This is a genomic window from Maridesulfovibrio sp. (genome assembly GCF_963677005.1).
In the GTDB taxonomy this organism is placed as follows: Bacteria; Desulfobacterota; Desulfovibrionia; order Desulfovibrionales; family Desulfovibrionaceae; genus Maridesulfovibrio.
Window position 1 is genome coordinate 937374 of record NZ_OY781616.1, and the last position, 14727, is coordinate 952100.

At 51.9% G+C, this 14727-nt stretch carries 10 protein-coding genes; 2 read left to right on the forward strand and 8 right to left on the reverse strand.

The window, feature by feature from the left end; translation table 11 throughout:
• Positions 1-163 precede the first annotated feature (163 nt).
• The 3 genes from ACKU4E_RS04295 to ptsP are packed head-to-tail and all read right to left on the reverse strand — an operon-like array spanning position 164 to position 5335.
• The gene (locus ACKU4E_RS04295; protein WP_320169848.1) at positions 164-1888 is read right to left on the reverse strand and encodes a PTS fructose-like transporter subunit IIB; all 1725 of its coding nucleotides are present in this window, start codon (positions 1886-1888) and stop codon (positions 164-166) included.
• 12 nt (positions 1889-1900) lie between these two features.
• A complete protein-coding gene (pfkB, locus tag ACKU4E_RS04300) occupies positions 1901-2851 on the reverse strand; it encodes a 1-phosphofructokinase (protein ID WP_320169849.1) in 951 nt (316 codons plus the stop codon).
• Between the two features lie 12 nt (positions 2852-2863).
• The gene (gene ptsP / locus ACKU4E_RS04305; protein WP_320169850.1) at positions 2864-5335 is read right to left on the reverse strand and encodes a phosphoenolpyruvate--protein phosphotransferase; all 2472 of its coding nucleotides are present in this window, start codon (positions 5333-5335) and stop codon (positions 2864-2866) included.
• A gap of 289 nt (positions 5336-5624) precedes the next feature.
• On the opposite strand from ptsP, the gene ACKU4E_RS04310 reads away from it, so the two are divergent.
• A complete protein-coding gene (locus ACKU4E_RS04310; protein ID WP_320169851.1) occupies positions 5625-6620 on the forward strand; it encodes a LacI family DNA-binding transcriptional regulator in 996 nt (331 codons plus the stop codon).
• Positions 6621-6812: 192 nt separating this feature from the next.
• Here ACKU4E_RS04310 and dapB read toward each other — a convergent pair whose 3' ends face one another.
• The 4 genes from dapB to uvrB all read right to left on the reverse strand — a co-directional run bounded on the left by dapB (position 6813) and on the right by uvrB (position 13082).
• Entirely contained in the window at positions 6813-7589 is a 777-nt protein-coding gene (gene dapB / locus ACKU4E_RS04315; RefSeq protein WP_320169852.1) for a 4-hydroxy-tetrahydrodipicolinate reductase, read from the reverse strand.
• Positions 7590-7857: 268 nt separating this feature from the next.
• Positions 7858-9705, reverse strand: a complete 1848-nt coding sequence (locus tag ACKU4E_RS04320) for a BRCT domain-containing protein (protein WP_320169853.1) — start codon at positions 9703-9705, stop codon at positions 7858-7860.
• Between the two features lie 300 nt (positions 9706-10005).
• On the reverse strand, positions 10006-11049 hold the full coding sequence (locus ACKU4E_RS04325) for a potassium channel protein (protein WP_320169854.1): 1044 nt from the start codon (positions 11047-11049) through the stop codon (positions 10006-10008).
• A 26-nt stretch (positions 11050-11075) separates the two neighbouring features.
• Entirely contained in the window at positions 11076-13082 is a 2007-nt protein-coding gene (gene uvrB / locus ACKU4E_RS04330) for an excinuclease ABC subunit UvrB (RefSeq protein ID WP_320169855.1), read from the reverse strand.
• A 101-nt stretch (positions 13083-13183) separates the two neighbouring features.
• On the opposite strand from uvrB, the gene ACKU4E_RS04335 reads away from it, so the two are divergent.
• The gene (locus ACKU4E_RS04335; RefSeq protein WP_320169856.1) at positions 13184-13681 is read left to right on the forward strand and encodes a hypothetical protein; all 498 of its coding nucleotides are present in this window, start codon (positions 13184-13186) and stop codon (positions 13679-13681) included.
• 107 nt (positions 13682-13788) lie between these two features.
• On the opposite strand, the gene aat is transcribed toward ACKU4E_RS04335, so the two are convergent.
• Complete coding sequence (gene aat, locus ACKU4E_RS04340) at positions 13789-14514, reverse strand: leucyl/phenylalanyl-tRNA--protein transferase (protein WP_320169857.1); 726 nt, start codon at positions 14512-14514, stop codon at positions 13789-13791.
• Between the last annotated feature and the right edge of the window lie 213 nt (positions 14515-14727).

Below are 14727 nucleotides of genomic sequence, written 5' to 3' on the forward strand. Positions count from 1 at the left end.
AACTTTAATTGAATAAATCCAGGACGGCTAATTGTTCAAGAAGGCGAAGCCCCGCTAAAAAAGTTTGGGATTCTCAAACCCTTTTCAAAGGGTTTGAGGCCCCCGGCAGGGTCGCCGAAGGCCTTTCTATGTCCAGGATTCAAATTATTCCGGGCGATAAACGTTATTGCGGAATCGGCTTTTTGGCGACAAAAAGCGCTGCTGCAGTAACTACCGTTCCTATAATGATGGCGACAGTGTACGGCACCAGCCCGGTTACGGCATTGGGAATGGGCAGCACGAATATACCGCCGTGGGGAACCATGAGTGTGCACTTCATGGTCATGGAGATTGCACCGGTAACGGCAGAACCGAGCATTATGCACGGGATTACCCGGAAGGGATCGCGTGCGGCAAACGGAATGGCACCTTCGGTAATGAAGGATATTCCGAGTACGAATGCGGCCTTGCTCGCTTCCTGCTCATCCTCGGTAAAACGGCTCTTGAAGAGGGTTGCGGCCAGCGCCAGCCCCAGCGGCGGGGTCATACCGGCGGCCATGACTGCTGCCATGGGAGCGTATATTTTTGCGGAGAGCAGACCTACCGCGAAAGTATAGGCTGCCTTGTTTACCGGTCCGCCCATATCAAAGGCCATCATGGCTCCAAGGAGCAGTCCGAGGGCAAGGGCGCTTGTTCCCTGCATGGACTGCAGCCATTCGGAAAGTGCTGTGAGCGCAATTTTTACCGGAGGTCCGATGACGAAGATCATCAGCAACCCAACGACCATAGTCGAGAGGAAAGGCAGAATCAGCACGGGCTTGAGTCCCTGCAGGTTCTGGGGAAGCTTGATCTTGTCGTTAAGGAATTTGGTCAGGTAACCGGCAAGAAAACCGGCCACGATACCGCCGAGAAACCCGGCCCCGACATTTGTGGCCAGCATACCGCCGACCAGTCCGGGTGTGATGCCGGGACGCTGGGCGATTGAATAGGCTATAAATGCGCCGAGAACAGGTACGAACAGGGAGAAGGCCCCTGCCCCGCCGATCTGCATGAGCGCCCATCCGAAGGTTCCAGGATGATCACCGGCGTAAATTCCGCCGAAAGCAAACGCCAGCGCGATCAGAAGACCACCGGCTACAACAACCGGAAGCATGTATGAAACCCCGGTCATCAGATGGCGGTACGGCCCGGTGCGTGCGGCCGAACGCTCTTTCTTGAGCGCGTCAACCTTTCCTGCGAGGTCCTGCTGTACAAGCGGAGCCGCGGAAAGAGCGGATTTGACCACCTGTTCCCCTTCACGGAGAGCGGCCTTGGTCGTTGTTTCGTAAAGAGGCTTGCCGGAAAAACGTTTGGTATCCACAAAGGCATCCGCGGCGATAACCACCGCGTCCGCACGGGCGATGTCTTCATCAGTCAGCACGTTCTTGGCGCCGACAGAACCCTGCGTTTCAATTTTTACTTCGTGTCCGAGAGCCTGCGCGGCCTTGCGCAAAGCTTCCGCGGCCATGAAGGTATGGGCTATCCCTGTGGGGCAGGAAGTTACACCGACTATGAATCTGCGCTCTGTTGCAGCAGCTTCCGTCGGTTCTTCCGCAACGAAATTTTCCGCTTCCTTCAGGGCTGTTTCGATGATTTCCTTTGTCTTGCGAATGGCATCGCTGGTGGATACCGCGTGCATGGGCCTGCCCACGAATCTGGACGGGTCCACATGAATATCCGCAGCAATGATGACCACATCCGCCTCTGCAATTGCCTGAGACGAAAGAACATCCTTTGCACCCTCAGCACCCTGGGTTTCCACTTCCACGGAGTGTCCCATGCTGGCGCCAATTTTTTTCAATGCTTCCGCAGCCATTATGGTGTGCGCCACTCCCGTGGGACACGCGGTTACAGCAACGATTTTCGACATGGCAGTTCCCCCTTATAAACTTATTGTTTCAATAGTTACCCGGTCTTCCAGCTTTCTGGCCCGATCAAGATTTTCAAGGCTTGGCGCGGCCTGAGCCACCGTTGCAGCGGACAATGCCGTTGCAAGGCGCACCCTTTCCCTGAAGGAAAGCCCCAATGCCGTTCCCGCAACCAGACCGCCGATCATTGCGTCCCCGGCTCCCACAGTGCTCACGGGCTCAATTTCAGGCGGAGTCGCAAAAAGTTCCTCTTCGTCATTGACAAACAAGGCTCCGCGGGCTCCCAGCGAGATCACGACATTGGCAATGCCGGATCTGTTCATGCGCCACGATTCCCGCGCTATTTCACTTATAGTTTTCAACGGACGGCCTACCAGCTCGGCCAGTTCGTCGTCATTGGGTTTAATGAGCCATGGTACGGAATCAACCGCGCTGCGCAGTGCCGGACCGCTGGTGTCCACAACCGGTTTGGCGCCCTGCTCCCTGATCACGGTTACAAGTTCCCCGACCGTTTCCGGGCCGACAGTGGCCGGAAGACTTCCGCCGATGACGACAATGGAAGCTTCCGCGGCCAGCTTTTCGATCGCTGCGGTCAACTCTTCTACATGACCCATATCCGGGGCCAGGCCGGGAAAATTGATATCCGTGGTGGTTTCCGTCCGTGGGTCAAGCACCTTGATACCGATACGTGTTTCACCGGGAACCCGGACAAACCAGTCTTCCAGTCCCTGTTCCCGGAACATCTTTTCGAAAATTCCGGCATTATCCTGCCCTAGAAAGCCGGTAACCGTTACCGGCAGACCGAATTTGCGCAGCAGGACGGCTATGTTCACCCCCTTTCCCGCCGCATCCGTCTGGTAGGATTCCACCCGGTTCACCTTTCCGGCAGTAAAGTCCGAAACCGTGCAGGCCAGATCAATGGCCGGATTCATGGTCACGGTCACAATACGATTCTTTTTCGACATACACGTCTCCGTCTAGGACAGGGCCAAGGCACGGACCTGTCTGCTGTTGCTGCACTTAAGCGCCTTGTCCGCCAGTTCGCGAGCCTGTTTCATGCTCATGGACCGGATTCTGGATTTGACCGCCGCAATGCTTGGAACAACCATGCTGAGTTCCTTGACTCCCAATCCTGTCAGGATAGTGGCCCCAAGAGGCTCTCCGGCCAGACCTCCGCAGACTCCGGTCCAGATTCCGGCCTCATCCGAAGCCTTGACCACCTGCGCGATCAAACGCAGCACAGCCGGATGCAGACTGTCCGCCTTGGCGGCAAGAGTCGGGTGGACACGGTCTATGGCCATTGTGTACTGGGTCAGGTCATTGGTTCCGACTGAGAAAAAGTCCACTTCGCGTGCGAATTCCGCGGCCATGGCTACTACAGAAGGCACCTCGACCATGATTCCGATCTCAACCGGTTCCGCTCCAACTTCGATACGGGCCTTTTCCGCCAGTCTCTTGCCTGCTTCCAGATCTTCCAGGGTGGAGATCATGGGGAACATGATGCGTACCGGTCCGAATTTCGAAGCGCGGTAGATGGCTCTCAGCTGAGTCAGGAACATTTCAGGTCTGTTCAGGCACAAACGGATTCCGCGCTCACCAAGGAACGGGTTGTCTTCAGGAGGCAGGTCGAGATAGGAAACAGCCTTGTCCCCGCCGATATCCAGAGTACGGATGATGATCGGCAGACCGTTCAATGCTTCGACCATGGCCTTGTAGCTCTGATACTGTTCCTCTTCATCAGGAGGGGTATCCCTTTCCAGAAAGAGAAATTCCGTGCGCATCAGGCCGACTCCTTCCCCTCCGGCATTGACCGCTTTTTCCGCCTCGCTGACCTTGCCGATGTTGGCTACGACTTCCACCCTTTCTCCGTCTGTGGTCAGAGCCGGTTCAAAGCGGGTCCGGTATTCCTCGTTGCGCAGTTCTTCCAGCCTGAGCATGGCTTCCCGGGCGGTTCCAATATCAGCTTCGCTCGGCTCAAGGTAGAGATTGCCGGAGTCTCCATCGAGTATGGCCATGGTGTCGTCAGGAATTTCAAGCAGGCTCGGTCCGGCTGCAACAATGGCCGGTATGCCCAAAGAACGGGCTATGATGGCTGAATGTGAAGTGGGGCCGCCTGCGGAAGTGCAGAATCCCAGAATAAAGGCGGGGTCAAGCTGTGCGGTATCGGACGGAGTCAGGTCGTCGGCAATAAGTATCACCGGAGATTTGGGCGTGAAGGGCTCGTCATGGACCATCCCGGCCAGATGCTTGAGAACGCGGCGTCCCACATCACGCAGGTCCATGGCTCTGGCTGCCAGCAGATCGTCATCATGCTGTTCCAGTATGCGCACCCGGTCTTCAATAACCTGCCGCCATGCATAACCGGCGCTTTTGCCCCTGCGGATGAGTTCTTCGGTTTCAGCCAGCATTTCAGGATCGTCCAGAAATGCTTCATGAGCCTTGAATATGGCTGCCCTGGGTTCTCCGGACTTCGCCCGCACTTCTTCGTAAAGGAGGTGCAGATTCCGGCGAGCCGCGGCAATGGCATGACCGAGTTCCTCGGATTCGTGCTTCGGGTCCTTGGCCATGGCTTCAACGATTATGCGCTGCTGGGTCAACTGATGGACCGGGCCGGAGGCGAGACCGGGAGAAGCGGTGCAGCCGGGTATGGTGGCTTTCACATTCTGCGGTACCCAGCCGTGTTCAATCTGCTGCATGGCAGTCTCTTCCTGATCTTCACCGAGTCCCTGCTCTACTGCTTCCTTAAGGGCGGCCAGCGCCGGACCTGCGTCACTTCCCTTTCCATGTATGCGGATGGAATGCCCCCCGGAAACACCGAGTTTGAGCAGGGACGCAAGGCTCTTGCCGTTTCCAGAACGGCCGTCGAATTCCACTTGGATTTCCGAATCGAATTGCTTGGCAATATCCACGAAAAATGTGGCCGGACGCGCATGCAGACCGTGTTCTCCGAGAATTTTGACATCAATCGATGCATCAAAATCAGATACGTCAAGGGTCGGCGCAGGACGAGTTGCCGTTTCTGCTTCTCCGTTCAGGACACATACAATTTCATCGGCATCTCTGGTCACAGCAAGACGGCTTACTGTGTCTATATCATCTAGAACATGAGTCAGGTTGGTCAGAATTTTTATATGCTCATCAGATTTTGCGGCAATTCCCACCACCAGAAATACCGTCTCACCGGGATTCCAGGCCACTCCGCCGGGCACCTGAAGAACAGCTACCCCTGTTTTCAAAATGTGATCCCGATTTTCAGGCAGACCGTGCGGTATGGCTATTCCGTTGCCGAGAAAAGTGTTTGCAACCGTTTCCCTGCGCTTCATGCTGTCAATGTATTCCGGCTTGATGTAGCCTTCGCGGACAAGAAGTTCTCCTACTTTTTCAATAGCTTCTGTTTTTCCAGAAACCTGTTCCCCAAGTATGACGTCTGTCTTGTTAAAATTAATCATGCCCGGCCTCCCTGAGAATTCTTAGCTTTGAAAACTTATTGTAATCGATTACAATAAGTTTCAAAAAAATATGATTAGATCCTGCATCTCCATGCATATTTAATTTATGCCTGATTGCATTATACACAAAAATTTCTCTTTGTAAATACTGGGTTGAAAATCATATTTCAGGGCTAAAAAGTATTTTCTTTATAAGACGTTACACATGTGTTTACACACTGAAATCAGGAAAAAACTTGAAAATAAATTTGAAAACGATTACATTAAATTATCGAATAAGAGGTAAGCTATGAAAATTAAAGACATTGCTGAAGCAGCCGGTGTTTCTACTGCAACCGTTTCCCGTGTACTTAGCGGGAAACCCAATGTCCGTCAGGAAGTTCGTGAAAAGGTCCTGCAGGTAGTGGCCAGAACCAATTACAAGCCTGACGGCGCTGCAAGGCGGTTGCGTTCAGGCAAATCGACCTACATCGGCCTGATTGTAGCTGATATTCAGAGCCCGTATTTTGCTTCCGTGGCCCGTGCAGTTGAAGATGTGGCGCAGAAAAACAATTACAATGTAATACTCTGCAACACGGATGAGAATCACGATAAGGAACGGAATTATCTGGAAATGATGCAGAGTGAAAATGCGGCAGGAGTCATCCTTGCCCCTACCCTGCGGCTCTCGGAAAATTTCGAACTAACCAGATATTACAGTTCCCCCATGGTGGTCATAGACCGGCAGGTTCAGGGGTTGTCTGTGGATATGGTGCTGATTGACAACAGGCAGGCTTCGCTGGAGCTGACCAGACACATGCTGGCGCATGGCTACAAGCGGATTGCCGCCCTGTTCGGCAACAGCAGTGCCACAGGGGCCCAGCGGCGTGCAGGTTTTGAAGACGGTATGCGCGAAGCAGGTATTTCAGAAAATGATTATATCGTCAGGAGTCTTCCGGCAAAGGAACAGGATGCGCACGAAACAGTTAAAGCATTGCTTGAACTTCCTTCTCCGCCGGAAGCCGTGATCACAAGTAACGGTCTGCTGGGAGCAGGAGCTTTTCGGGCCATACGGGATAAGGAACTTCCCATACCGGAATCTGTGGCCTTTGCCAGTTTCGATGAATCCGTGTGGACGGCCATGACCCGTCCGGCAATTACCGTGGTGGAACAGCCTACATATGCCATCGGACAGACTGCCTGCGAAATGCTCCTCAAGCGCATCGAAGATCCGCAGCGGCCGACACGAAAAGTTGTGCTTGAAAGCAAACTGGTTATCCGGCAGTCCTGCGGAGGAAAAGCCTAACCGGCATTTTCGGGATAAGCACAATTACTTGAATTGGCTTTATCTCCGAAAATACCGGTTAGTATTGATTCATTTTGGATTTAATGCGCTTCGCGCTTTTGATGATCTGATTTTGCCTCCGGTGGCCAAAGGGTCCACGACCCTTTGGAATCCCTAATAGTTTAAAATGACTATATTGAATGGGATTTTAGACTAGAAAATATCTGCCATGGAGTACAATTTTCCGGGCTTCTGGGAACTCAGCCAGCGGGCGGCACGAAGCGCACCCTGCGCAAAGGTCTCGCGTGAATGGGCTCTGTGAGTTACTTCAATGCGTTCGCCGGGTCCGAGAAAATATGCGGTATGATCACCCACCACGTCACCGCCGCGCACAGCCAGTACTCCGACCTCGTCTTTTGTTCTCGCCCCGATAATTCCGTCACGGGCATGTTTCTTGACTTCATCATAAACCAGTCCGCGTGCCTCGGCCATGCAGGCTGCCAGCTTGAGTGCTGTTCCGCTGGGAGAATCGACTTTTTTGTTGTGATGAATCTCGACCATTTCCATGTCATATGCAGGTCCGAGCATGCGGACCAGTTCCGGCAGAATCTTGAGCAGGACATTGACCCCTACGCTCATGTTCGGGGCCAGAAATACCGGCACTTTCTTGGCGTATTCCTCTACCTGTGCGAGTTCTTCGGCATTAATCCCGGTAGTACCGATTACAACCGGATTCCCGGTTACAGAAGCGGTTTCCAGAAGTTTCAGAGTCACTGCCGGGGAAGTAAAATCAATAACAACGGCTCCGGGAACCTTGGTCAGAACCTCTTCAGGAGAGGTGCCGCATACACAGCCGAGTGTATCAAGGCCGTCTTCGCAACCGGACCGCTCAAGCACACCTGCGAGTTTCAGGTCTTCGCTCTGCTGTGTGCAACGGACAAGCGTATCGCCCATGCGCCCCTTTGCCCCCATAATTACTACATCTGTCATGTCTTGCTCCTGCTGATTTTCACGGTTCTGAACAGAGCCGCAAGGTTGGTAATCTGATGCGCTTCGCGCTTTTGATAACTTGATTTCGCCACCGGCGGCCAAAGGGGATAATCCCCTTTGGAATCCTTAATAATATAAAGTTGATAGACTTTAAATCGTCTCTTAAACCAAAAAATTTGCGTAGATAGATCAGTGGCCATATCAAAATATGGCGTTTACAGTGTTGCCCTGACTAAACCCTATCTTCCATCTTTAAAATATCCAGGCATCAATCTGCTGAAACGATTTCCATAAACTCAGCTTCGGTAAGTAAATTTACTCCCTTGGCCCGAGCACTTTCCATCTTTTTCGGCCCTACGTTGCTGCCGCAGACCAGAAAATCCGTTTTTCCGCTCACGGAAGTCTGTACCTTTGCGCCAAGACGGCGGGCCATGGCCTGCATGTCCTCGCGGGTGCCCTGCACCATTTTTCCGGTAAAGACTATGCCCTTTCCGCTTATAGGGCTGTCCGTGTTTTCCGTTTCAGCAGCAAGCGGCGTGCGGCGCAGATTGAAACCGATCTCCAGCATGTGCAGGATCGTTTCCCTTATCTGTCCTATGCCTTCGGTCACGGAATGGCTGGTTATATCGCCGAACCCGTGAATTTCAATCAGCTGTTCCTGTTTCACGTCCACTATATCTTCAAGCTGAAAATATCCAAGCAGCTTGCGGCTGTCGGCCTTACCCAGATCCGGTATGCCGAAAGCGGCCAGAAAACGCCAGTCGTCGGTTTCCTTGGTCCGGCTGATGTAAATTGCTTCCGCCAGATTGGAGGACTGCACCGGGCCGAAACCCAGTTTTTTGAAATCATCCTCTCCCATGGTATAAACCGATTCCAGGGAATTATGTCCGGCCGCGACAAGTTTGGCAATGGTCTTTTTACCGAACCAGTCCGCATTGCCCAAAGTCTTGAACCAGTATTCTATACGCTGCTCAACCCGTGCCGGGCAGCTGAAATCCGGGCATTTCAAAAAATCGTTCTGCCAGTAAAGCTCGGCACCGCATGAAGGACATACGGCAGGCAGTTCCACTTCTCCGGCAGGTTTGAGTACTTCCTCCAGCTTGGGGATGACCTCGCCGCTGCGGATGATCCTGATCACAGCCCCTTGCCCGATAGACTGATCACGGACTATCCCTGCATTATGAGCGGTCACATTCCTGATTGTGGCCCCGGAAACGGATACCGGGCTGACTTCCATGACCGGCGTGACGGACCCCATGCGCCCGACCTGCCAGCGGACCGATTCAACTTCGGTAACAGCTGATTCGCCCTTTTTCTTTATCGCGATCTGCCAGCGATAATGGTGGGCCGTGGCTCCGAGCGCCTCCTGCAGTGATGTGTCCATTACCTCCGCAACCATTCCGTCCAGCGGATAATCGGTGGAGTTCCATAGCTCGTCGGTAATTTTCCAGACATCACGTACAAGTTCCCTGCCGTCCACCACCCTGTCGGGCAATGTGCTGTACGGTACGAACCGGACGGCTTCATCCTGCAGGGCCTGTTTCGATGTCTCATTCACATTGTCGGAAGTAATAATGCCGACAACCATATTGCGCGGATGTTCGAACACATCGGAAAGATGTTCGTCAAAATATTCCCGGCTGCAGACTATCTCGCCGACTCCCTGCCCCCGTCCGCCGACTGGTACAACTCCCTTGGCAAAGGCGCTGGATATCTCGTAGCCCACTTCCCCGTTGCCGCGGGTCGCAAATATTTTACCGTCATCGCGCGCCGCAAGGCCGTCAAGCTTGGGGGTTACCCGGTATTTTATCTCGCGTATTCCAAGCCCTGCAGCCTCTTTTTCCACTCTGGATACGAACCGTTCAAGTTCTTCCGCAGTGTATGCCTTCTCGGTAGATAACATGGGACGGGGATGGCGAACCTCAACCTTTTCGCTGAAATTTTCCGGCTCTACGTGCTGCAGAAAAGCATTTTCAGGATCAAGTTCCCGCAACATTTCGGTCAATTCATCATACCTTGCGTCACTAACGGTAGGCATGCCGCGTCTGTAGTCCTCGTTGTGCTTTTCCAGACGCTTTACCAGCTCTTCAATCTTATTTCTGTCGTTATTATTCATAGTTATCAGGATATGTTGTCAGGTATGATTTTAATGTCTCCGATGGCATCTCTGCTCTCAACGGACCGCTAAAACTCAAAGCAAAATTTTTCGTTAAGCGACTGTAAGGTCTGCCGGGGGCTTTAAACCCTTTTGCAAAAGGGTTTAAAAATCCCAAAACCTTTTATCAAGGCTTCACCACGCAAAAAACAACTTATTGTCGGAAAATGATTGTATGTTCTTGTTTTTTAAATTTGTATTAATTTCGCAATACACTGTAAAACAGGGGATGAAATATACTAAAATTAATCTCGCAGGATTTTACAGAATCTTGCTGATGGCGGAAAGGTCGGAAATTTTGCCGACGGTGAGCAGAGTATCTCCGGCTTCTATCACTTCATGCGGGCCGGGGTTGAAAACCATTTCCCCGGAGCCTTTGCGGATGGCGATAATGATCAGATTGAACCGCTGCCTGATCTTGGATTCAATGAGATTAAGCCCTACAAGCTCCGAATCCGCGGTAACAAACAATTCTTCCATCTGGAGATCGATCTTGCCGCGCATGGCGATATCGAGAAAGTTGGTGACCGTTGGCCGCAGTACGGACTGGGCCATGCGGATTCCGCCGATAGTATGCGGCAGCACAACCCTGTCGGCCCCGGCGAATTCCAGCCGTGAAATACTTGAAGTTTCATTACCGCGCGCAATAATGTTCACTTTGGCATTGGACTGTCTGGCTATGAGGGTCACGTACACATTCGCAGCTTCATCCGAAAGCGCGGCAATGAGGGTCTTGGCCCTGTCCAGACCTGCCATTTTGAGGACTTCATCGTCAGTGGCATCGCCTTCAATGCACACGATACCGGCTACTTCCATACTTGAAATCAGATCGGAATTGTTTTCGATGACCACGATGTCCAGACCTTCATCCATGACTTCCTTGGTCACGATCGCGCCGATGCGTCCATAACCGCAGACAATGATGTGATCCTTGAATTTTCCTATCGTCTTCTGCATTCTGCGTCTCCCGAGAATGGCCTGCAGCCGCCCTTCGACCAGCAGTTGTGAAAATGCACCTATCAAATACGCGAATCCGCCTACTCCGCCCAGAATCAGAAAGGAGGTGAAGAGCCTGCCGTCAGCCGAAAGCGGCAGAACTTCCATGAATCCGACCGTGGACAGCGTGATTACCACCATGTAAAAGCTGTTCAGAAAATTCCAGCCTTCAATCCACATGTACCCTGCTATTCCGGCGATGAAAACCAGCGTCATATAGATAACACCGGAGATCAGTCCCCAGAACATTCCGTAACTCCTGCGCAGCCGCAGCATCCGGACAAATAAGGATTTAGATCTGGTTTTCATTTCCGCAGGTCCGCATTTTATTCATTTCAGCCCAGGCTGATAATTTTTTCTCTCAGCTTCATAATCCGGTCACGAAGTTCGGCGGCCTTTTCAAATTCCAGTTCGGCGGCGAATTTTCGCATTTCCTTTTCCATACGACGCACTTCTTTTTCCATCCGGGCCGGGTCCAGTCCGTATTCGGCGACATCCTCGGCCGCAATCTTGACTTCGCTGCCGGACCACGTGTCAGAGTATAATGTTCCCAGCATATTATCCAGTGATTTGGATATGGTTTTGGGAATTATACCGTGCTCTTCGTTGTATTCTTCCTGCTTCAGGCGGCGGCGGGAAGTCTCGTCCATGGCCGTGCGCATGGATTGCGTAACCGCATCGGCATAAAGGATTACCCGTCCTTCCGAATTTCGGGCCGCGCGGCCGAAGGTCTGGATCAGCGAGCGCGTTGACCTCAGGAATCCTTCCTTGTCCGCATCAAGTATCGCCACGAGGGATACTTCCGGAATATCAAGTCCTTCCCGGAGCAGGTTTATGCCGATAAGCGCAACGAACTCACCCGCACGCAAGGATTGGATTACGGCCATCCGTTCCATGGTATCAATATCCGAGTGCAGGTATTTGGCCTTTACACCCATCTGATTGAAATACTCGGTCAGGTCTTCGGACATCCGCTTGGTCAGGGTGGTGATCAGGACACGCTCATTGCGTTTTTCGCGTTCCTTGCATTCTGCCAGCAGGTCGTCCATCTGTCCCTTGACCGGACGTATTTCGACTTCAGGGTCAAGCAGCCCGGTAGGCCGGATAATCTGCTCTACAACCAGCCCCTGAGCCCGTTCCATTTCCCACGGGCCGGGAGTTGCCGAGACATAGACGGTCTGTCCGATTTTGTCGAGGAATTCCTCAAAGCAAAGCGGCCGGTTATCAAGGGCTGACGGCAGACGAAAACCGAAATTCACCAGCGTGGTCTTGCGGGAACGGTCTCCGTTGTACATACCGCCAACCTGCGGCACCGCAATATGCGATTCATCCATGAACAGCAGAAAATCTTCGGGGAAATAATGGATCAGCGTGGCCGGAGGTTCCCCCTCCTTACGTCCGTCCAGATGGCGGGAGTAGTTTTCAATACCGTTGCAGTAGCCGATCTCCTCGATCATCTCCAGATCATACATGGTGCGTTGTTCAAGGCGCTGGGCTTCAAGGATTTTGTTGTCCTTTTTGAACGTACTCAGGGTTTCCGCAAGCTCCGTGCGGATATCCTCGCGCGCCCGCTCAAGGTTGTCCTTGTCGGAAACAAAGTGACTGGCCGGGTAGATGACTGTTTTGCGTCTGCGGCCGGTAATTTCTCCGGTCAACGGATCGGTTTCGAGAATGGATTCAATTTCGTCCCCGAAAAACTCTATGCGCAGGGCCTGCTCGCGGCTGTACGCCGGTATGATTTCGATTACGTCGCCCCTGACCCGGAAAGTTCCGCGATGGAAATCATAATCGTTGCGTTCGTATTGAACCTCGATGAGTCGGTCCATGAGTTTTTCCATGGACATTTCCTGCCCTTCTTCCACCGGAATAATCATGCGGGCATAAAATTCCGGCGAACCGAGACCGTAAATACAGGATACCGAGGCCACGATCAGTACGTCGCGTCTGGTCAGCAGAGCGTGGGTGGCGGAATGGCGCAGTTTATCTATGTCGTCGTTTATGGACGAATCTTTTTCAATATATGTGTCCGAATGCGGAAGGTAGGCTTCAGGTTGGTAGTAATCATAATAACTTACGAAATATTCAACCGCATTATGCGGGAAAAGAGCCTTGAATTCATTGAACAGCTGTGCGGCCAGAGTTTTGTTGGGTGCCATGACCAGTGTCGGACGATTCAATTCCTTGATTACGTTGGCCATGGCAAAAGTTTTACCCGTGCCTGTTGCTCCAAGCAGGATCTGGTCTTTAATTCCGTGCCGGATGTTTTCCACCAGCTGTTTCACTGCTTCCGGCTGGTCACCCCTTAGTGTGTAATCACTGACAAGCTCAAATTTACCTGACATTTCGTTCTCATCCCGACTTGTGCTGTTAGATTAAAATAGTTATGTAATTCCGATAAATAGTTTGCCAAGAAAATTTTAAATATTTATTTCGAGAGGTAGCAATGATTCCCATAATACAGGTTGAAAACGGAGATATCCCCGTAAAGCGCGGGTATGCCGTATCAATGGTTATCCGCAGTTTCAAGGGGCGCCGCGATGTGGAAGTACATCTTTTCAGACCGGAATGGCCTGACGGAGATGAAAACGAATTTTCATGGGACAATCTTTTCGGCAGCCCGGTTGCCCTTGATGCTGTCGCTGATGAAATAAAAGACCGCAAAATCATCCTTGAATCATTCACCAGGGAAGAACGCGACATTGTCGTCGAGTATCTCAAGGAGCATTATTCTTCAAGACTGGAATCAATTTTTTCCGCGCCCATGGAGTTCCCTGTACCGAGCGGTCTTCCGCCCCTTTCTTCCATTTGTGAAGGCAAGGATATCGGGCTTATCCGCTTTGAGAAGGTGCCTCATTTCAATTTGCCCTTCGCCCTGCGCGGGCTCTACAATCTCGGCGCGCATCGTCCGCTGGTTGAGACTCGTGATGGAGATGGCAATTGATGCGTTTTGCGCTTTTATAATTATATTTCGCCTCTGGCAGCCAAAGGTATTTTGGCCGCCGGCGGCGAAATCAGATAATCAAAAGGGTGATGCGGATCAAAATTCCCCTACTGCCCTAACGTCCGGGTAATCAGATCGTATTCACCTTCCGCGAAGTCCCAGATTCCCTGCATTGCGGAAAATTCCATTGCATCGTCAAGGCGATCCAGAAAAACATCCCGGTCCATCTCTTCCGCTCCCAGAGATTTCAGATGTGATGTCGGCTGCTGGCAGTCCACGAAATGAAATTCCCGATTTTTTAGAAACTGTACAAGGTAGGAAAAACCGATTTTGGATGCATCCGGCTCTAGGAAGAACATGGATTCACCTGAAAATACCCGCCCTATAGAGACTCCGTAAAGTCCTCCGGCAAGCTTCCCGTCACTGTTCCAGACTTCCACACTGTGGGCGAAACCGAGTTTATGCAGTTTCACATATGCTTCGATCATTTCGGGAACAATCCATGTTCCGGCCTGGCCCGGGCGAAATTTTCCGGCACAGTTGCGGATAACATCCTTGAAACGGCGGTCAATTGTGACTGTATATTCTCTTTTTCTGATCTTGCGTCGGACCCGTTTTGAGACGTGGAGTTTATCGAAGTAAAGAACAAGTCTGGGGTTCAGTGACCACCATAATATCGGAGAATTGTCGTCATACCATGGAAAAATTCCCGCTGCGTAGGCCGAAAGCAGTCTCTCTGGACTCAAATCACCGCCGACAGCCAGCAGTCCGTCCGGTTCAGCCTCATCGGGATGCGGAAAAACGGGTTCTTCTATCAATCTGTAAACTACCATAGAATTCCTTTATAACGCCAGAAGTCCTGCGACAACGTATCGTTGCGAACACACCTGAATCCGGAGTTCAAATCGCGATTCAATGTAATATCATATCAGGTGTCAGGTTAATTTTCATCCATTGATGCACGCAGGTATGTAAATCTGCCTCCATTCTAAAAAAATAAATCCGGAGGGTAAGCATCAATATGCTTGAATCCCTCCGGACAGTTA